General features: G+C 72.7%; 16 protein-coding genes and 1 pseudogene. 14 read left to right on the top strand and 3 right to left on the bottom strand.

The window, feature by feature from the left end; all coding sequences use genetic code 11:
• Positions 1–55 precede the first annotated feature (55 nt).
• Together ACFV9J_RS23780 and ACFV9J_RS23775 are read left to right on the top strand one after the other, a co-directional pair.
• Complete coding sequence (locus tag ACFV9J_RS23780) at positions 56–730, top strand: response regulator transcription factor (RefSeq protein ID WP_003975444.1); 675 nt, start codon at positions 56–58, stop codon at positions 728–730.
• Positions 731–782: 52 nt separating this feature from the next.
• Positions 783–1,421, top strand: coding sequence for an AAA family ATPase (locus ACFV9J_RS23775; protein WP_385356917.1), 639 nt, complete (start codon positions 783–785; stop codon positions 1,419–1,421).
• Positions 1,422–1,442: 21 nt separating this feature from the next.
• Here the strand turns inward: ACFV9J_RS23775 and ACFV9J_RS23770 are convergent, their stop codons facing one another.
• A complete protein-coding gene (locus ACFV9J_RS23770) occupies positions 1,443–2,549 on the bottom strand; it encodes a DUF5937 family protein (RefSeq protein WP_385356915.1) in 1,107 nt (368 codons plus the stop codon).
• A gap of 158 nt (positions 2,550–2,707) precedes the next feature.
• Between ACFV9J_RS23770 and ACFV9J_RS23765 the strand changes: the two genes are divergently transcribed.
• Positions 2,708–2,923, top strand: coding sequence for a hypothetical protein (locus ACFV9J_RS23765; RefSeq protein ID WP_385356913.1), 216 nt, complete (start codon positions 2,708–2,710; stop codon positions 2,921–2,923).
• Between the two features lie 41 nt (positions 2,924–2,964).
• Here the strand turns inward: ACFV9J_RS23765 and ACFV9J_RS23760 are convergent, their stop codons facing one another.
• Positions 2,965–4,176, bottom strand: a complete 1,212-nt coding sequence (locus tag ACFV9J_RS23760; protein ID WP_385356912.1) for a threonine aldolase family protein — start codon at positions 4,174–4,176, stop codon at positions 2,965–2,967.
• Between the two features lie 200 nt (positions 4,177–4,376).
• Here ACFV9J_RS23760 and ACFV9J_RS23755 point away from each other — a divergent pair.
• The 10 genes and pseudogenes from ACFV9J_RS23755 to ACFV9J_RS23710 form a co-directional block, all read left to right on the top strand.
• A pseudogene (locus tag ACFV9J_RS23755) lies at positions 4,377–5,285 on the top strand (Rossmann-like and DUF2520 domain-containing protein); the annotation flags it as partial.
• 506 nt (positions 5,286–5,791) lie between these two features.
• Complete coding sequence (gene panC / locus ACFV9J_RS23750; RefSeq protein WP_385356911.1) at positions 5,792–6,808, top strand: pantoate--beta-alanine ligase; 1,017 nt, start codon at positions 5,792–5,794, stop codon at positions 6,806–6,808.
• Positions 6,805–8,547, top strand: coding sequence for an L-aspartate oxidase (locus ACFV9J_RS23745; protein WP_385356910.1), 1,743 nt, complete (start codon positions 6,805–6,807; stop codon positions 8,545–8,547). Before panC ends, ACFV9J_RS23745 begins: the two co-directional genes overlap by 4 nt.
• Positions 8,548–8,552: 5 nt before the next feature.
• Positions 8,553–9,542, top strand: coding sequence for a carboxylating nicotinate-nucleotide diphosphorylase (gene nadC, locus ACFV9J_RS23740; RefSeq protein WP_385357045.1), 990 nt, complete (start codon positions 8,553–8,555; stop codon positions 9,540–9,542).
• Positions 9,543–9,547: 5 nt separating this feature from the next.
• On the top strand, positions 9,548–10,345 hold the full coding sequence (locus ACFV9J_RS23735; RefSeq protein ID WP_003975453.1) for a type III pantothenate kinase: 798 nt from the start codon (positions 9,548–9,550) through the stop codon (positions 10,343–10,345).
• 397 nt (positions 10,346–10,742) lie between these two features.
• The gene (locus ACFV9J_RS23730; RefSeq protein WP_385356909.1) at positions 10,743–11,381 is read left to right on the top strand and encodes a hypothetical protein; all 639 of its coding nucleotides are present in this window, start codon (positions 10,743–10,745) and stop codon (positions 11,379–11,381) included.
• A gap of 23 nt (positions 11,382–11,404) precedes the next feature.
• Positions 11,405–11,584, top strand: coding sequence for a membrane protein (locus ACFV9J_RS23725; protein WP_011028944.1), 180 nt, complete (start codon positions 11,405–11,407; stop codon positions 11,582–11,584).
• A 147-nt stretch (positions 11,585–11,731) separates the two neighbouring features.
• A complete protein-coding gene (locus ACFV9J_RS23720; RefSeq protein WP_385357044.1) occupies positions 11,732–12,130 on the top strand; it encodes a BlaI/MecI/CopY family transcriptional regulator in 399 nt (132 codons plus the stop codon).
• Positions 12,131–12,139: 9 nt separating this feature from the next.
• Entirely contained in the window at positions 12,140–12,649 is a 510-nt protein-coding gene (locus tag ACFV9J_RS23715; protein WP_385356907.1) for an amino-acid N-acetyltransferase, read from the top strand.
• 285 nt (positions 12,650–12,934) lie between these two features.
• Positions 12,935–13,270 (top strand): Lsr2 family protein, encoded by a 336-nt coding sequence (locus tag ACFV9J_RS23710; protein ID WP_003975458.1) that lies wholly within the window; start codon positions 12,935–12,937, stop codon positions 13,268–13,270.
• On the opposite strand, the gene ACFV9J_RS23705 is transcribed toward ACFV9J_RS23710, so the two are convergent.
• Positions 13,271–13,948: an SCO3374 family protein gene (locus tag ACFV9J_RS23705; RefSeq protein WP_385356905.1), complete on the bottom strand. Its 678-nt coding sequence runs from the start codon at positions 13,946–13,948 to the stop codon at positions 13,271–13,273.
• Positions 13,949–14,389: 441 nt separating this feature from the next.
• On the opposite strand from ACFV9J_RS23705, the gene ACFV9J_RS23700 reads away from it, so the two are divergent.
• A complete protein-coding gene (locus tag ACFV9J_RS23700; protein WP_385356904.1) occupies positions 14,390–16,918 on the top strand; it encodes an ATP-dependent Clp protease ATP-binding subunit in 2,529 nt (842 codons plus the stop codon).
• Positions 16,919–16,968 lie beyond the last annotated feature (50 nt).

The following is a 16,968-nucleotide window of genomic DNA, read 5'->3' as shown; positions in this document are numbered from 1 at the left end:
CACCGCGCCACCACGCACGTACCGCATTGACACCTGTAAGGAAGAAGAGGCCCCGATGGCGATCCGCGTGATGCTCGTCGACGACCAGGTGCTGCTGCGCACCGGGTTCCGGATGGTGCTGGCGGCCCAGCCGGACATGGAGGTCGTCGCGGAGGCGGGCGACGGCGTCGAGGCGCTCCAGGTGCTGCGCTCGACCGCCGTGGACGTCGTCCTGATGGACGTCCGCATGCCCAAGCTCGACGGCGTGGAGACCACCAGCCGCATCTGCGTGGACCCGAACGCGCCGAAGGTGCTGATCCTGACCACCTTCGACCTCGACGAGTACGCGTTCTCGGCGCTGAAGGCGGGCGCCTCCGGCTTCATGCTCAAGGACGTGCCGCCCGGCGAGCTGCTCGCCGCGATCCGCTCCGTGCACAGCGGCGACGCGGTGGTGGCCCCCTCCACCACCCGGCGGCTCCTGGACCGGTTCGCGCCGATGCTGCCCGCCACCGGGCAGGAACCCCGGCAGAAGGAGCTGCAGCGGCTCACCGAGCGGGAGCGCGAGGTGATGGTGCTGGTGGCGCAGGGCATGTCCAACGGCGAGATCGCGGCGCGGCTCGTGCTGTCCGAGGCGACCGTGAAGACCCATGTGGGCCGCATCCTGACCAAGCTGGGCCTGCGCGACCGCGTGCAGGTGGTGGTCCTCGCCTACGAGACCGGGCTGGTGCGAGCCGGCGGCGGACAGGGCTGACGGGCCGGTGCGGGGGGCTCCGCGTCGGGCCGCTCGTCGGTAGGGTCTGCGCATGCTCCTGTGGATCAACGGGCCCTTCGGGGGCGGAAAAACACAGACCGCGCACGAGATACGGCGCAGACTCCCCGGCAGTGTCGTCTGCGACCCCGAGCACGCGGGCTTCGGGCTGCGCCGCATGCTGCCGCCCGAACTGCGGGACAACTTCCAGGACCTGGTCTCCTGGCGGCAGGGCGTCGTGGAGGTGCTGGACCTGGCCCTGACCAAGCACGACGGCGTGGTGATCGCGCCGATGACCGTCACCGACCCGGGGTACTTCGCCGAGACCGTCGGCCGGCTGCGCGAACTGGGCCACGACGTCCACCACTTCACCCTCCTCGCCGAACGCGAGACCGTCCTGCGGCGGCTGCGCGAGCGCGGCCTCGGCCACGCCCTGCGGTACGTGACGGGGAAAGGCAGGGCGAGCGGGCCGCGCCGGGACAGCTGGGCCGTGCGACAGCTCGACCACTGCCTGGAGCGGCTGGCCGAGCCGGAGTTCGCCGAGCACCTGTGGACGGACCACACGAGCGTCCCGAAGACCGCCGACCGGATCGCCGTCCTCGCGGGACTCACCCTGAAGCCCAACAACGAGGGCGCCCTGCGCACCCGGATGCGGCAGGCGGGGGTCGGGATCCGGCACATCCGGGTCGACTGACACCGGCCCCGGGGACCGGCCCTAGCGCAGTATCCCCTCCAGGAAGTCGCTGCCCAGCCGGGCCACCGCCGTGACGTCCAGCTGGTGCAGGACGTACCGGCCGCGGCGGCGGGTGGTGACCAGCCCGGCCTTCTTCAGCACACCCAGGTGCCGGGATATCTCGGGCGCCGTCATCCCGTGCACCTGCGCCAGCTCGCCCGTGGTGTACGCACTGCGGGCCAGGTACCGGCAGATCCGCATCCGGACGGGGTGGGACAGCGCCGTCATCCGCATCGTGAGCTGCTCGACCGAGGGCGGTGCGGCCAGCTCGGGGGAGCCGACCGGGTAGTGCAGCACCGGCTGCCAGTCGTGCCGGTGCAGGACCATCAGGTGCGGCCAGCCCAGGCTGGTCGGGACCAGCAGCAGGCCGCCGTCCGCCGTCGCGGAACGGCCGTCGCCCAGCTTGTCGACGGTGATCCGGGCGGCGCCCTCGTCCAGGGCCACCGCCGGGGACACGGCGGCCAGGGCCTCGGCGAGGCCCTTGTGGCGCAGCAGGTCCGTCTTGCGGCGGGCGTCGGCCGCGAGCTGGTGGCGCAGCCGGGACCAGGCCTCGGCGAAGAACACCTCGTCGCAGTCCCGGGCGAACTGCCGCAGCCAGTCCCGGATCCGCGGCGGATCGGCCAGCAGCCGCTCGCTGAAGCGCAGCTGCTGCGGCCCCCGCGCGGCGGCCAGGTCCAGCGCGCGCCGGCGCACCTCGGAGTCGTCGAGCGCCGAGAACCCGCCGGTGCTGTACGGCAGCGCGCAGGTGAACTCCAGGGCCGCGTCGACGAACTGCTCGTCGGACAGCTTGTCGAGCAGGTCCAGGTCGTCGGCGAGGGTGGCACCGGGCAGGGTGCTGCGGCCCGGCACCCCGGCGAACGGCATGAACAGGTCCGAGAACGTCGTCCGCCACAGGAAGTCGGCCTCGCACATCCGGTCCGCGAGGTGCGAGTCGAGCCGGGCGGTCACGCCCGTCACCCAGGCCTGCAGCCCGGGGTGGTGCCCCGGCTCGGACAGCGCGTGCAGCGCCATACCCAGCTCGGCCAGCGGAGAGGGCACGACGGCGACCCGCTCCGGCCGCAGCCCCGTGATGTCGATGCGCACGCTCATGCCCCCATGGTGCACGCCGCCACCGACAACGCCGCCGCCGATTGACCGCCGCCGTCAATCGGCGCGACCGCGGGGCGGGGACCGGCGCAGTCTGGGGTCACCGGGGCAGCCGCGGAGCCCGTACCCACCTCTACGTCTCCCTAAGAGGGTGATCCGCCATGAGCATCACGCAGCAGTACCTCCTGGACACCTACCGGGCCCGGCAGCTCGGTGAGCCCGCGCCGCCCGCGCCCGGCACCCACGACCGGCGGGTCGTGCGCGAGTGGCGCGACCGCCGCCGGTTCCAGGCCGTGCTCACCGGCCGCCCGGCGCGCGGGCGGGTACGGCGGGCCCTGCGCCGGTGGCGGTCCCGGTGGCCCCGCACCCTGGGCTGACCGGCCGGGCGTCCCGCGTCCGACCGGCCGGGCGTCCCGCGTCAGGCCGTCAGCCGGGCGGCGAAGTCGGCGACCGCCGCCCGCACCTCGTCGGCCGTCCACTCCAGTCCCGACTCGCCCACCCCGACCTCGGTGAGGGCGATCCCGGGGCCGCCCGCGTCCCAGGGCTGGGAGAACAGCATCGTCCCGGTCTCCTCGGCCTGCCGGAGCGCGGCCTCACTGGCCGCGTCGGGGTCGCAGGGCAGCCAGACCTGGAACTCGTGCGTGTGCGGCACCGCGGGGTGCACCCGCGCCCACGGCAGCCCCGCCGCCGCGAGTGACTCGCGCAGCGCGGCCGCCACCACGCGCGCGTGAGCCACGTACGAGGGCAGCCGGGGCAGCTCGCGCTCCAGTCCGGCCAGGGCGGACAGCGCCGTGGGGAACTGCTGGAACACCTGCCCGCCGTACCGGTGCCGCCAGGCCTTGGCCTCCTCGACCAGCGTCCGGGGACCGGCCAGGGCGCCGCCGCCGTAGCCCTTGAGGGACTTGTAGAACGAGACGTACACGCTGTCCGCCAGGCCCGCGATCTCGGTCAGGGGGCGGCCGAAGTGGACGGTGCACTCCCACAGGCGGGCCCCGTCGAAATGGACCACCGCGTCGCGCTCCCGGGCGGCCTCGACGACCTCGGTGAGCTCCTCCCAGGTGGGCAGCAGGTATCCGGCCTCCCTGAGCGGCAGTTCCAGCATCAGCGCCCCGAACGGCTCCTCGAAGCCGCGCACCTCCTCGGCGGTCGGCGGCCTGGGCGCGTCGGTCAGCCGTACCGGGTGCAGGCCGCCGACCCGGCTGAAGGCGTTGCGCTCGTGCCGCTCGGGATGGCCGAGTCCGTGCAGGGCGACGACCGGGTTGCCGGTGCGGCCCGCCCAGCAGCGCAGGGCCACCTGCTGGGCCATGGTCCCGGTCGGGAAGAAGGCGGCGGCCTCCGTGCCGAGCAGGGCGGCGGTCCGCTCCTCCAGCGCCTCGACGACGCCGTTGCCGTACATGTCGGAGGGCTCGTCGAGGTCGTACAGCTCCTCGGCCCCGTCGAGCAGGGCGATGCGCTCGCGCAGGGTCGTGACGAAGCCCGGGCGGGCGAGTACGCGCCGCGCGCCGCGGAGGGCGGCCACGCGCCGCTCCCGGCTGCGCCTGTTGCGCCGCTGCTCCGGCTCGTCCTGTGCCGGCGGCGCTTCCGGTCCGGCCGGTGCCGCCCGCTCTTCCTGTTCTGCCGTGTCGCTCATGCAGGGATCATGTCGCGCGGACCGCGCGCCGGGCACCCGGTTTCCGCACACGTTCCGACACGCGCGCGTGATGTGTGCTCCGGCGCCGCACGGAAACCCACAGCCTGTGGACAACCGGACGTCGCCCGGACCGATCGCGTTAACATGACGAGAAATCGTCCGGTACCCCGAGCGGACTGGAACGGGAAGGCCGCCGTCGCGTGAACACAACCCCACAGGCAGACCCCAAGGACCGCCCCGCGCGGCTCACCGTAGGCGTTGTCGGCGCCGGACGGGTGGGCCCCGCGCTGGCCGCGTCCCTCCAGCTCGCCGGGCACCGTCCGGTGGCCGTCTCCGGGGTCTCCGACGCCTCCAGAAGGCGTGCCGCCGCACTCCTCCCCGACGTGCCGCTCATGACGCCCGCGGAGGTCCTCCAGCACGCCGAGCTGGCCCTGCTGACCGTCCCCGACGACGCCCTGCCCGGCCTGGTGACCGGGCTCGCCGAGACGGGAGCGGTGCGTCCGGGCCAGCTGCTGGTGCACACCTCCGGGCGGTACGGAGCCAGGGTCCTGGACCCCGCGCTGCGCGCCGGCGCCCTGCCGCTGGCCCTGCACCCGGCGATGACCTTCACCGGCACCCCGGTGGACGTCCAGCGCCTGGCCGGCTGCTCCTTCGGCGTCACCGCGCCCGAGGAACTGCGGCTGGCCGCCGAGGCCCTGGTCATCGAGATGGGCGGCGAGCCGGAGTGGATCGCCGAGGACAGGCGCCCGCTGTACCACGCGGCGCTGGCGCTGGGTTCCAACCACCTGATCACCCTCGTCGCCCAGTCCATGGAGCTGCTGCGCACGGCGGGCGTGGCGGCCCCCGACCGGATGCTCGGCCCGCTGCTCGGCGCCTCCCTCGACAACGCGCTGCGCTCCGGCGACGCGGCCCTCACCGGCCCCGTCGCGCGCGGGGACGCGGGCACGGTCGCCGCCCACATCGTGGAGCTGCGCGAACACGCCCCCCAGGCCGTCGCCGGCTACCTGGCGATGGCCCGCGCGACCGCCGACCGCGCCCTGGACCACGGCCTGCTGAAGCCCGAACTCGCCGAGGACCTGCTCGGCGTACTCGCCGAGAACTCCCCAGGCACGAGCCCCACCGGAACCCCGCCTGCGGACGCCTCCACCGGCCCAGAACGCACCCCCGACGCCAACACGGACCCCGAGCGCACCCCTGACCCCGAGGGCATCCCGGGCCCGGACGAAAGCACCGACCCTGACGACCTCACCGACACCACACGAGGCCCGGCCACGGACCGTCCGGTCCCGGACGGCCCCCCCGGCCGGGAACACACGCCCGACGCCAACACGAGCTCCGAGGGCACCCACGGCGTGGAAGGCACCCCGGGCCCGGATGGCACCCCGAGCCCCGACGGCCCCACCGACCCTGACGGCCTCACCGGCCTGGATGGCACCCCGAGCCCCGACAGCCCCACCGGCCCGGATGGCCTCACCGGTCCCACCGGCCCCGGCGGCAACGACGGCTGCCTCAAGGGCACCCCCACCCCGGACCCCGACGGCCCGACCGCCGCTGAAGGCCCCACCGGCCCTGAAGGCCCGACCGGCCCCACCGGCACCGACGACGGAGGCGTGTGATGACGACGAGCCCCACCCCTCCCGTCCTCCTCCGCACCGCCGGCGAGCTGCACGCGCGTGTGCGGTGCGGGCGCCGGGCCGTAGTGATGACCATGGGCGCGCTGCACGAGGGCCACGCCACCCTGATCCGCACGGCGCGCGACATCGCCGGACCGGACGGCGAGGTCGTCGTCACGGTCTTCGTGAACCCGCTCCAGTTCGGCGCCGGCGAGGATCTCGACCGCTACCCGCGCACCCTGGACGCCGACCTGGAGATCGCCGGACGGGCGGGTGCCGACGCCGTCTTCGCCCCGGCCGTCGACGAGGTCTACCCGGGCGGCGAACCCCAGGTGCGCGTCACCGCGGGCCCCATGGGCGAACGCCTGGAGGGCGCCTCACGCCCCGGCCACTTCGACGGCATGCTCACCGTCGTCGCCAAGCTGCTCCACCTCACCCGCCCCGACCTCGCCCTCTACGGCCAGAAGGACGCCCAGCAGCTCGCGCTGATCCGCCGCATGGTCCGCGACCTGAACTTCGGCATGGAGATCGTCGGCGTCCCCACCGTGCGCGAGGAGGACGGCCTCGCCCTGTCCAGCCGCAACCGCTACCTCTCGACGGCGGAACGCCGCACCGCCCTCGCGCTCTCGCAGGCCCTCTTCGCGGGCCTGGACCGGCACGCCGCGCAGGAGGCGCTGTGCGCGAGGGCCCGCGAGGTGCCCGCCACCCAGGCCCGCGCCGAGGCGCTCAGCGCCCTGGGCGAGTCCCGCGCGGCGGCCGACGCCCACGCCGTCGCCACCTCCGCCCCCGGCAGCGCCACGGCCGTGCGGGACGCCGCCCGCCTGGTGCTGGACGACGCCGCCCGGGCCACTCCACCCCTGGAGCTGGACTACCTCGCCCTGGTCGACCCGTCCGACTTCACCGAGATCGGCGACGACCACACCGGCGAGGCCGTCCTGGCCGTCGCCGCCCGGGTCGGCGCGACCCGCCTGATCGACAACGTCCACCTCACCTTCGGACCCCTCGGAGCCGCCTCGTGACCAGCACAGGCATACGACTGCACGCCCCCGCGCCCGGCTGGGCGATCGCCGCGGACGTGGTGGTCGTCGGCTCCGGCGTCGCGGGCCTCACCGCGGCCCTGCGCTGCGAGTCCGCCGGTCTGCGGACCGTCGTCGTCACCAAGGCCCGCCTGGACGACGGCTCCACCCGCTGGGCCCAGGGCGGCGTCGCCGCGGCCCTCGGCGAGGGCGACACCCCCGAGCAGCACCTGGACGACACCCTGGTCGCCGGCGCCGGCCTGTGCGACGAGGAAGCGGTCCGCATCCTGGTCACCGAGGGCCCCGACGCCGTACGCCGGCTCATCGCGACCGGCGCGCACTTCGACGAGTCCACCGAGGGCGGCCTGGCCCTCACCCGCGAGGGCGGCCACCACCGCCGCCGCATCGCCCACGCGGGCGGCGACGCCACGGGCGCCGAGATCTCCCGCGCCCTGGTCGAGGCGGTACGCGCGCGAGGGCTGCGCACGGTGGAGAACGCGCTCGTCCTGGACCTCCTCACGGACGCCGAGGGCCGCACGGCGGGCGTCACCCTGCACGTGATGGGCGAGGGCCAGCACGACGGCGTCGGGGCGGTCCACGCCCCCGCGGTCGTCCTCGCCACCGGCGGCATGGGCCAGGTCTTCTCGGCGACGACGAACCCGTCCGTCTCCACGGGCGACGGAGTGGCCCTCGCCCTGCGCGCGGGCGCCGAGGTGAGCGACCTCGAATTCGTCCAGTTCCACCCCACCGTCCTCTTCCTGGGCGCGGACGCCGAGGGCCAGCAGCCCCTGGTCTCCGAGGCGGTACGCGGCGAGGGCGCCCACCTGGTGGACGCGGACGGCGCGCGCTTCATGCAGGGGCAGCACGAACTGGCGGAACTCGCCCCGCGGGACATCGTCGCGAAGGCCATCACACGCCGCATGCAGGAGCACGGCGCCGACCACATGTACCTGGACGCCCGCCAGTTCGGCAGGACGATGTGGGAAAACCGCTTCCCCACGATCCTCGCCGCCTGCCGCGCCCACGGCATCGACCCGGTCACCGAACCGGTCCCGGTCGCCCCGGCCGCCCACTACGCCTCGGGCGGCGTCCGCACCGACGCCCACGGCCGTACGACGGTCCCCGGCCTGTACGCCTGCGGCGAGGTCGCCTGCACGGGCGTGCACGGCGCCAACCGCCTGGCCTCCAACTCCCTCCTGGAGGGCCTGGTCTACGCCGAACGCATCGCGGCCGACATAGCGGCCGCCCACACGGCCGGCATCCTGCACGCGCGCGTACCGACCCCCCTCCCGCACCCGGACCACCCGCGACACCCGCAGCACCCCCTCCTCCCTCCCGAGACGCGCCTCACCATCCAGCGGATCATGACGGAGGGCGCCGGGGTCCTGCGCTCGGCGGACTCCCTCACGCGCGCGGCCGACCGGCTGCACCGCCTCCACGCCGAGGCCCGAGAGGCCCTGCACGAGCACGGCAAGACCTCCGAACCCGGTGTCGACACCTGGGAGGCCACCAACCTCCTGTGCGTGGCCCGCGTCCTGGTCGCCGCGGCGGCACGGCGCGAGGAGACCCGCGGCTGCCACTGGCGCGAGGACCACGCGGACCGCGACGACACCACGTGGCGCCGCCACGTCGTCGTACGGCTGAACCCTGATCGCACCCTCGCCGTGCACACCACGGACACACCAGAATTCCCCCCGACCGTCCACGGCGCCCAGCCGACGCACCGTCCCCAGGAGCAGTGACAGCAGTGAACCCCTCCGACCCCACCGAACTCCCCCTCGCCTCCGGCGGAGGCTGCGGCGACGGCTGCGCCTGCGGCGCGGAGACCGAAGAAGAAGCCTTCATGGAATGCGGCCTCGACCCCGCTCTCGCGGCACTCCTGCTGGACTCCGGACTCGACCCCGTCGAGGTCGAGGACATCGCGAACGTCGCCATCCAGGAGGACCTGGCCGACGGCGTGGACGTGACGACGGTGGCGACCATCCCCGAGGACGCCGTGGCCACGGCCGACTTCACCGCCCGCGAAGCGGGCGTCGTGGCGGGCCTCAGGGTCGCCGAGGCGGTGCTGTCGGTCGTCTGCACCGACGAGTTCGAGGTGGAGCGCCACGTCGAGGACGGCGACCGCGTGGAGGAGGGCCAGAAGCTCCTCTCCGTCACCACCCGCACCCGCGACATCCTGACCGCCGAACGCAGCGCGCTGAACCTCCTGTGCCGCATGTCGGGCATCGCGTCGGCCACGCGTGCGTGGGCGGACGCCCTGGACGGCACGAAGGCCAAGGTCCGCGACACCCGCAAGACGACGCCGGGCCTGCGCGGCCTGGAGAAGTTCGCGGTCCGCTGCGGCGGCGGCGTCAACCACCGCATGTCCCTCTCGGACGCGGCCCTGGTCAAGGACAACCACGTGGTCGCCGCGGGCGGCGTCGCCGAGGCCTTCAACGCCGTGCGCGAGAGCTTCCCCGAGGTGCCCATCGAGGTCGAGGTCGACACCCTGCACCAGCTGCGCGAGGTGGTGGACGCGGGCGCCGACCTGATCCTCCTGGACAACTTCACCCCGGACGAGTGCGAGGAAGCGGTCGCCCTGGTCGCCGGCCGGGCCGCCCTGGAGGCCTCGGGCCGCCTGACCCTCACCAACGCCAAGGCGTACGCGGCCACGGGCGTCGACTACCTGGCCGTGGGCGCCCTCACCCACAGCTCCCCGATCCTGGACATCGGCCTGGACCTGCGAGCGGCGGAGTAGACGCCATGCTGCTGACGATCGACGTAGGCAACACGCACACCGTCCTCGGCCTCTTCGACGGCGAGGACATCGTCGAGCACTGGCGCATCTCCACGGACTCGCGCCGCACGGCCGACGAACTGGCGGTGCTCCTCCAGGGCCTCATGGGCATGCACCCCCTCCTCGGCGACGAGCTGGGCGACGGCATCGACGGCATCGCCATCTGCGCGACGGTCCCCTCCGTCCTGCACGAACTCCGCGAGGTCACCCGCCGCTACTACGGCGACGTCCCCGCGGTCCTCGTCGAACCGGGCGTCAAGACCGGCGTCCCGATCCTCACCGACCACCCCAAGGAGGTCGGCGCCGACCGCATCATCAACGCGGTCGCGGCGGTCGAGCTGTACGGCGGCCCGGCGATCGTCGTGGACTTCGGCACGGCGACGACGTTCGACGCGGTCAGCGCGCGCGGGGAGTACATCGGCGGCGTCATCGCCCCCGGCATCGAGATCTCGGTCGAGGCGCTCGGCGTCAAGGGCGCCCAGCTCCGCAAGATCGAGGTGGCACGCCCCCGCAGCGTGATCGGCAAGAACACGGTCGAGGCGATGCAGTCCGGCATCGTGTACGGCTTCGCCGGCCAGGTCGACGGCGTCGTCAACCGCATGGCGCGGGAGCTGGCCGACGACCCGGACGACGTGACGGTCATCGCGACGGGCGGGCTGGCGCCGATGGTGCTGGGCGAGTCCTCGGTCATCGACGAGCACGAGCCGTGGCTGACGCTGATGGGTCTGCGGCTGGTGTACGAGCGCAACGTGTCGCGCATGTAGACGCCCCGTCGTGGGTGCGGGCGCGAGGGGGGACGCGGCCCGGCGTTGCGGGGTGCCGCTGCGCCCACCCGTGCCGCCCCAGCGGCACGACTGCCCGCAGCTAGGGGGGCGGGACGGGCGGTCAGCCGCGTACGGCGCGAAGGGGGCGTGTCGGGGGGTGTCCGCCCGCAGCGGTTGGCGCGTCAACGCCCCGCACCCCCGTAGCCAACCGATTCCGCGCCGTTCCGAGGACGGACACCCCCCGGCGCGCCCCCGACCCACCACCGGACAAACGGCGCTACGCGCACCCCCACCCAACCCCCACAGGCCGCCGCAGGCACCCGCATCCGGGTGGGGCTGTGCGCCACACCCGCGCACCCTATGCGGGGTTTGTCTGATTAGCGCGTATCGTCGCCGCATGCCCACGCCCTACGGACCCCGCGGCGGCATGGCGTTCGGTGCTCAGGAGCTGCGCGTGCTCCGGCGAGCCCTCGCCCTCGCCCTGAACCCCAGCCCGGTCTCGGCCCAGGAGGCCCAGGACTGCCTCCACCTCGCAGACTCGCTCGACGAGGCGATGCGGGAGGGCGCCAGGCTGCGCGCCTTCCTGCTGGCCGACCTGGCCCGGTACCGCGCCGCCCTCCCCGGCACCGCCACCGGCTACCTCGCGCTCCTGGACGAGGCGCTGGGCGCCGGCCACCGCCCCGGCGCGGACGACCTGGCCGCCCTGGGCGCCCTGCGCGGCAACCCGGCCGCAGCCGCCCTCCTGGCCCGCTGCGGCCCCGAGAAGGCCACCACGCCCACGGCAACCACGGCACCCACCGCGCCCACCGTCACCCTCCCCGCCGCCCGCACCCGCCTCCACGCCGTCCCCGGCGGCCGCCAGTCCGGCAAGGAGCCCCCGCAGAAGCCCGCCGCGAAACCGCCCTCCCGCCCCGCCCCCGCCCCCGCGCCCCCCAAGCGCCCCGTCCCCACCCCCGGCGAGGTCTTCCCGCCCCGCAAGCCCGCCCCGCCGGCCCCGCCCGCCCCGGACTCCCGGCACCACCTGGCCGCCGGCTGACGGCGCCTGGCTACCCTGGTCCCATGGACTACGTCTCCGCGCTCCTGCCCCCGGCCGTCATGGCCGTCTTCTTCATCGGCTTGATCCGGGTGATCGTGAAGACCCAGGGCGGCGCCAACAAGGCCAAGGAGGACGCGGTCGTCGACGCCGCCCTCGCACGGGCGGAGGGCGCCCGACAGCAGTCCCCCCACCCCGAGGCCTGACCCCCGGCAGACCCGGCACGGCACTCGCGTACGGCTCCCTCTCCCGAGGAGCCGTACGCCCCTTTTGTGCCCGTTTTCCGGCGAAGCCGCACGTCCCGCACGCGATCGCTCCGATCTCCCACTATCGTTCGAAGCGTGCCTCGCCCATTGGGAGAACTCGAAGACGCGGTCATGACGAGGGTGTGGAAGTGGAACCGCCCCGTGACCGTTCGAGAAGTCCTGGAAGACCTGCAACAGGAACGGTCCATCGCGTACACCACCGTGATGACCGTTTTGGACAATCTCCATCAGAAGGGCTGGGTGCGCCGCGAGTCCGAAGGCCGGGCCTATCGATATGAGGCGGTCTCCACTCGCGCCGCCTACGCCGCCGCCCTCATGAACGACGCCTGGTCCCAGAGCGACAACCCCGCCGCCGCCCTCGTCGCCTTCTTCGGCATGATGAGCGAGGAACAGCGCCAGGCGCTCGGAGACGCCATCCGCATCGTGCAGGGACCGGAAACCCCCGCGCCGGGACCCGGCGCGGTAGTGGACGGCGGCGAGCGATAGCGTCCCCACATGTCAAATGCCATCAGCGTCCGGCGGGCCCGCACCAGGGATGTCCCGGACGTACGCCGGCTCCTCGACACGTACGTCGGTGACCGCATCCTGCTCGACAAAGCGATGGTGACGCTTTACGAGAGCATCCAGGAGTTCTGGGTCGCGGAACGGGACGACAACGCCGAGGTGGTCGGCTGCGGCGCGCTGCACGTGATGTGGGAAGACCTCGCGGAAGTACGGACTCTCGCGGTGAAGCCCGGTCTGAAGGGCGCGGGCGTCGGCCACAAGCTGCTGGAGAAGTTGCTGGACACGGCCCGCCTGCTCGGTGTTCGCCGCGTTTTCTGTCTGACCTTCGAAGTGGACTTCTTCGTCAAGCACGGCTTCGTGGAGATCGGGGAGACGCCGGTCGACGCCGATGTGTACGCGGAGCTGCTGCGTTCCTATGACGAGGGCGTTGCGGAGTTCCTGGGGCTCGAACGAGTGAAACCGAACACCTTGGGCAACAGCCGGATGCTTCTGCATCTGTGATCGCCGCCCGACGCTAGGCATCCGCGGCCCCGGGCAGCCCTTCGCGAGTCCTTCGCAGTCGTTCGAGGTTTATTCCACCGACGTGCCCTTCATGGGTTCCCTATGTCCGAAACGCGCATGTTTCCGGCCCGGAGTCGAGCTACCGGTCTCTGCCGGGGGTTTGTGTTTTTCCGGCAAAAGCGGTTTGCTTTCCGGCGTACTGCAGTACTGCATATAACAAGGGACGGCGATACGGCGGACGCCGACGGACCTCCGGCCCTCAAGTTATCGATGAAAGGAAATCCGGTGGCACAGAAGGTTCAGGTCCTTCTTGTCGACGACCTCGACGGCGGCGAGGCAGACGAGACCGTGACGTTCGCACTGGACGGCAAGACCTACGAGATCGACCTCACCACCGCCAACGCGGACAAGCTCCGCGGTCTTCTCGATCCGTACCTGAAGGGTGGCCGTCGTACCGGGGGCCGCGCCTCGGGCGGCCGCGGCAAGGCGCGCGCCGCTTCCGGGGGCAGCCAGGACACCGCGGCGATCCGCGCCTGGGCCAAGGAGAACGGCTGGGACGTCAACGACCGCGGCCGCGTCCCCGCGAAGGTCCGCGAGGCGTACGAGCAGGCCAACGGCTGATCACTCGACCCGCGTCACCGGCCGCGCCCGCGGCGGGCGGTCGGCGGTGAGCCGGACCCGGTGGCACTGCGTGGCCAGTGTGCGGACCAGCCGGACGAGATCCAGGTCGCTTCCGGCGCGGCCGAGGGCCGACAGCGCCGGCAGCGAGGACCCCGCCTCGCACCCCGGCTCCGGGGGCCGCAGCCAGACGGCGGCCCCCCGCATGCCGTCGCGCTCCGGGGGACGCGGCGGCGGCCCGGCCGGGCGGGGCTCCGGGACGACCGGGACAAGGGGCGCCTCCACGAGGCCGTCCGCTCCGACCGCCGTCAGGTCGAGCGCCAGCGAGCCCCACTCCAGCCACTCCAGCAGCCCGGGCACCTCCTCCGCGCCGCCCGCCGCCACGAGCAGCAGCATCCGCTCGCCCCGGACGGCCACCGGGAACCCCTGCGGGCCCCGGCCGGACCACCCGAGCCGCTCCAGCGTCGCGTGCCCCGCGGCGGCCGGCACGTCCAGGACGTCGAAGCGGACGCCCGTGCGCAGCCGCACCGGCTTCCCGGGTGCCGTCGGCCACCCGAGCACGCTCTCGTACCACCACCGTGTCCGCTCCCGGGCCGAGCCGCCGTTCCCGGTGGGCCGGCGGGGCGACGGCACGACGGGGGACGCGGGAGCGACGGGGACCGAGTGCGAGGCGCCAACCATGCCAAGTGCAACAGTCGAAAGAGCGCTCGGGTTACGCTGGGTGGCGACAAGAGTGCACAGAGTGCTGAAACGAGGCGTCAAGAGGGGGCGTGCGGGGGTGCGGGGAGGCGCAAGGTTGTTCGCCCGTAGCGGAGGGAACCGGTGCGCGCGGCATGGAGTGTCAGTCCCCGCGGGTAAGACATCCCTAGTGGGAGGGGGCGACATGCAGATCGGGCCGTCTCGCGTTCGCCATCGGCGTACTGGCGAGTGGGGTAAGTGCCTGGCCTGCGGGAACATCGTCTCGCACCATCGGGTTGTGGCAGATGTCGGCGTCAGGGGTCAGGAGGCCATCGACGGTGTCGGCAGTTGGAATGAGCGGTCCCCGCTTGCGGGACTAAGCTGCGGAAGGACAGGGAGGGGAAGTTCCCCTTACTGCCTGACCGCTCTGAGGAGCGATTAACGATGTTCGAGAGGTTCACCGACCGCGCGCGGCGGGTTGTCGTCCTGGCTCAGGAAGAAGCCCGGATGCTCAACCACAACTACATCGGCACCGAGCACATCCTCCTGGGCCTGATCCACGAGGGTGAGGGTGTCGCCGCCAAGGCCCTTGAGAGCCTCGGGATTTCGCTCGAGGCGGTCCGCCAGCAGGTGGAGGAGATCATCGGCCAGGGCCAGCAGGCCCCGTCCGGCCACATCCCCTTCACCCCCCGTGCCAAGAAGGTTCTGGAGCTGTCGCTCCGCGAGGCCCTCCAGCTGGGCCACAACTACATCGGCACGGAGCACATCCTGCTCGGCCTGATCCGCGAGGGCGAGGGCGTCGCCGCCCAGGTCCTGGTCAAGCTGGGCGCAGATCTGAACCGGGTGCGGCAGCAGGTCATCCAGCTGCTCTCCGGTTACCAGGGCAAGGAGACCGCCACCGCCGGCGGTCCTGCGGAGGGCACCCCCTCCACGTCCCTGGTCCTCGACCAGTTCGGCCGGAACCTCACCCAGGCCGCTCGTGAGTCCAAGCTCGACCCGGTCATCGGGCGCGAGAAGGAGATCGAGCGGGTCATGCAGGTGCTGTCCCGCCGTACCAAGAACAACCCGGTGCTGATCGGTGAGCCCGGCGTCGGCAAGACCGCCGTCGTCGAGGGCCTCGCGCAGGCCATCGTCAAGGGCGAGGTGCCCGAGACCCTCAAGGACAAGCACCTCTACACCCTGGACCTCGGCGCCCTGGTCGCCGGCTCCCGCTACCGCGGTGACTTCGAGGAGCGCCTGAAGAAGGTGCTCAAGGAGATCCGCACCCGCGGCGACATCATCCTGTTCATCGACGAGCTGCACACGCTGGTCGGTGCGGGTGCCGCCGAGGGCGCCATCGACGCCGCGTCGATCCTCAAGCCGATGCTGGCCCGCGGTGAGCTGCAGACCATCGGTGCGACCACGCTGGACGAGTACCGCAAGCACCTGGAGAAGGACGCGGCCCTGGAGCGCCGCTTCCAGCCGATCCAGGTCGCGGAGCCGTCGCTGCCGCACACGATCGAGATCCTCAAGGGCCTGCGCGACCGCTACGAGGCCCACCACCGCGTCTCCATCACGGACGAGGCCCTGGTCCAGGCGGCGACGCTCGCCGACCGCTACATCTCGGACCGCTTCCTGCCGGACAAGGCGATCGACCTGATCGACGAGGCCGGATCCCGGATGCGCATCCGCCGGATGACCGCGCCGCCGGACCTGCGCGAGTTCGACGAGAAGATCGCCGGCGTCCGCCGCGACAAGGAGTCCGCGATCGACTCGCAGGACTTCGAGAAGGCCGCCTCCCTCCGCGACAAGGAGAAGCAGCTCCTGGCCGCCAAGGCCAAGCGGGAGAAGGAGTGGAAGGCCGGCGACATGGACGTCGTCGCCGAGGTCGACGGCGAGCTGATCGCCGAGGTCCTCGCCACGGCGACCGGCATCCCGGTCTTCAAGCTCACGGAGGAGGAGTCGTCCCGCCTGCTGCGCATGGAGGACGAGCTCCACAAGCGGGTCATCGGCCAGAAGGACGCCGTCAAGGCGCTCTCCAAGGCGATCCGCCGTACCCGTGCCGGTCTGAAGGACCCGAAGCGTCCCGGTGGCTCGTTCATCTTCGCCGGCCCGTCCGGTGTCGGTAAGACCGAGCTGTCCAAGGCCCTCGCCGAGTTTCTCTTCGGTGACGAGGACGCGCTGATCTCCCTCGACATGTCGGAGTTCAGCGAGAAGCACACGGTCTCGCGCCTCTTCGGTTCGCCCCCCGGCTACGTGGGTTACGAGGAGGGCGGCCAGCTGACGGAGAAGGTCCGCCGCAAGCCGTTCTCGGTCGTCCTCTTCGACGAGGTCGAGAAGGCCCACCCGGACATCTTCAACAGCCTGCTCCAGATCCTGGAGGACGGTCGCCTGACCGACTCCCAGGGCCGGGTCGTGGACTTCAAGAACACGGTCATCATCATGACGACCAACCTCGGCACCCGGGACATCTCCAAGGGCTTCAACCTCGGCTTCGCCGCCGCGGGCGACACGAAGTCCAACTACGAGCGCATGAAGAACAAGGTCCAGGACGAGCTGAAGCAGCACTTCCGGCCCGAGTTCCTCAACCGTGTCGACGACGTGGTCGTCTTCCCGCAGCTCAGCCAGGACGACATCCTGAAGATCGTCGACCTGATGATCCAGAAGGTCGACGAGCGCCTCAAGGACCGGGACATGGGCATCGAGCTCTCCCAGTCCGCCAAGGAGCTGCTGTCCAAGCGGGGCTACGACCCGGTGCTGGGCGCGCGTCCGCTGCGCCGCACGATCCAGCGCGAGGTCGAGGACTCGCTGTCGGAGAAGATCCTCTTCGGCGAGCTGCGTCCCGGTCACATCGTGGTCGTGGACACCGAGGGCGAGGGCGACACGGCGACCTTCACCTTCCGGGGTGAGGAGAAGTCGACCCTCCCCGACGTCCCGCCGATCGAGCAGGCGGCCGGCGGCGGCGCGGGTCCGAACCTGAGCAAGGAGGCGTAGCCCTCCGGGGTGAGCCTGCAAGGGGGCTGCCCGGGACTCCGGTCCCGGGC

Source organism: Streptomyces sp. NPDC059906 (assembly GCF_042730645.1).
GTDB lineage: Bacteria > Actinomycetota > Actinomycetes > Streptomycetales > Streptomycetaceae > Streptomyces > Streptomyces rubrogriseus.
This window is presented reverse-complemented; position numbering and strand designations above follow the sequence as displayed.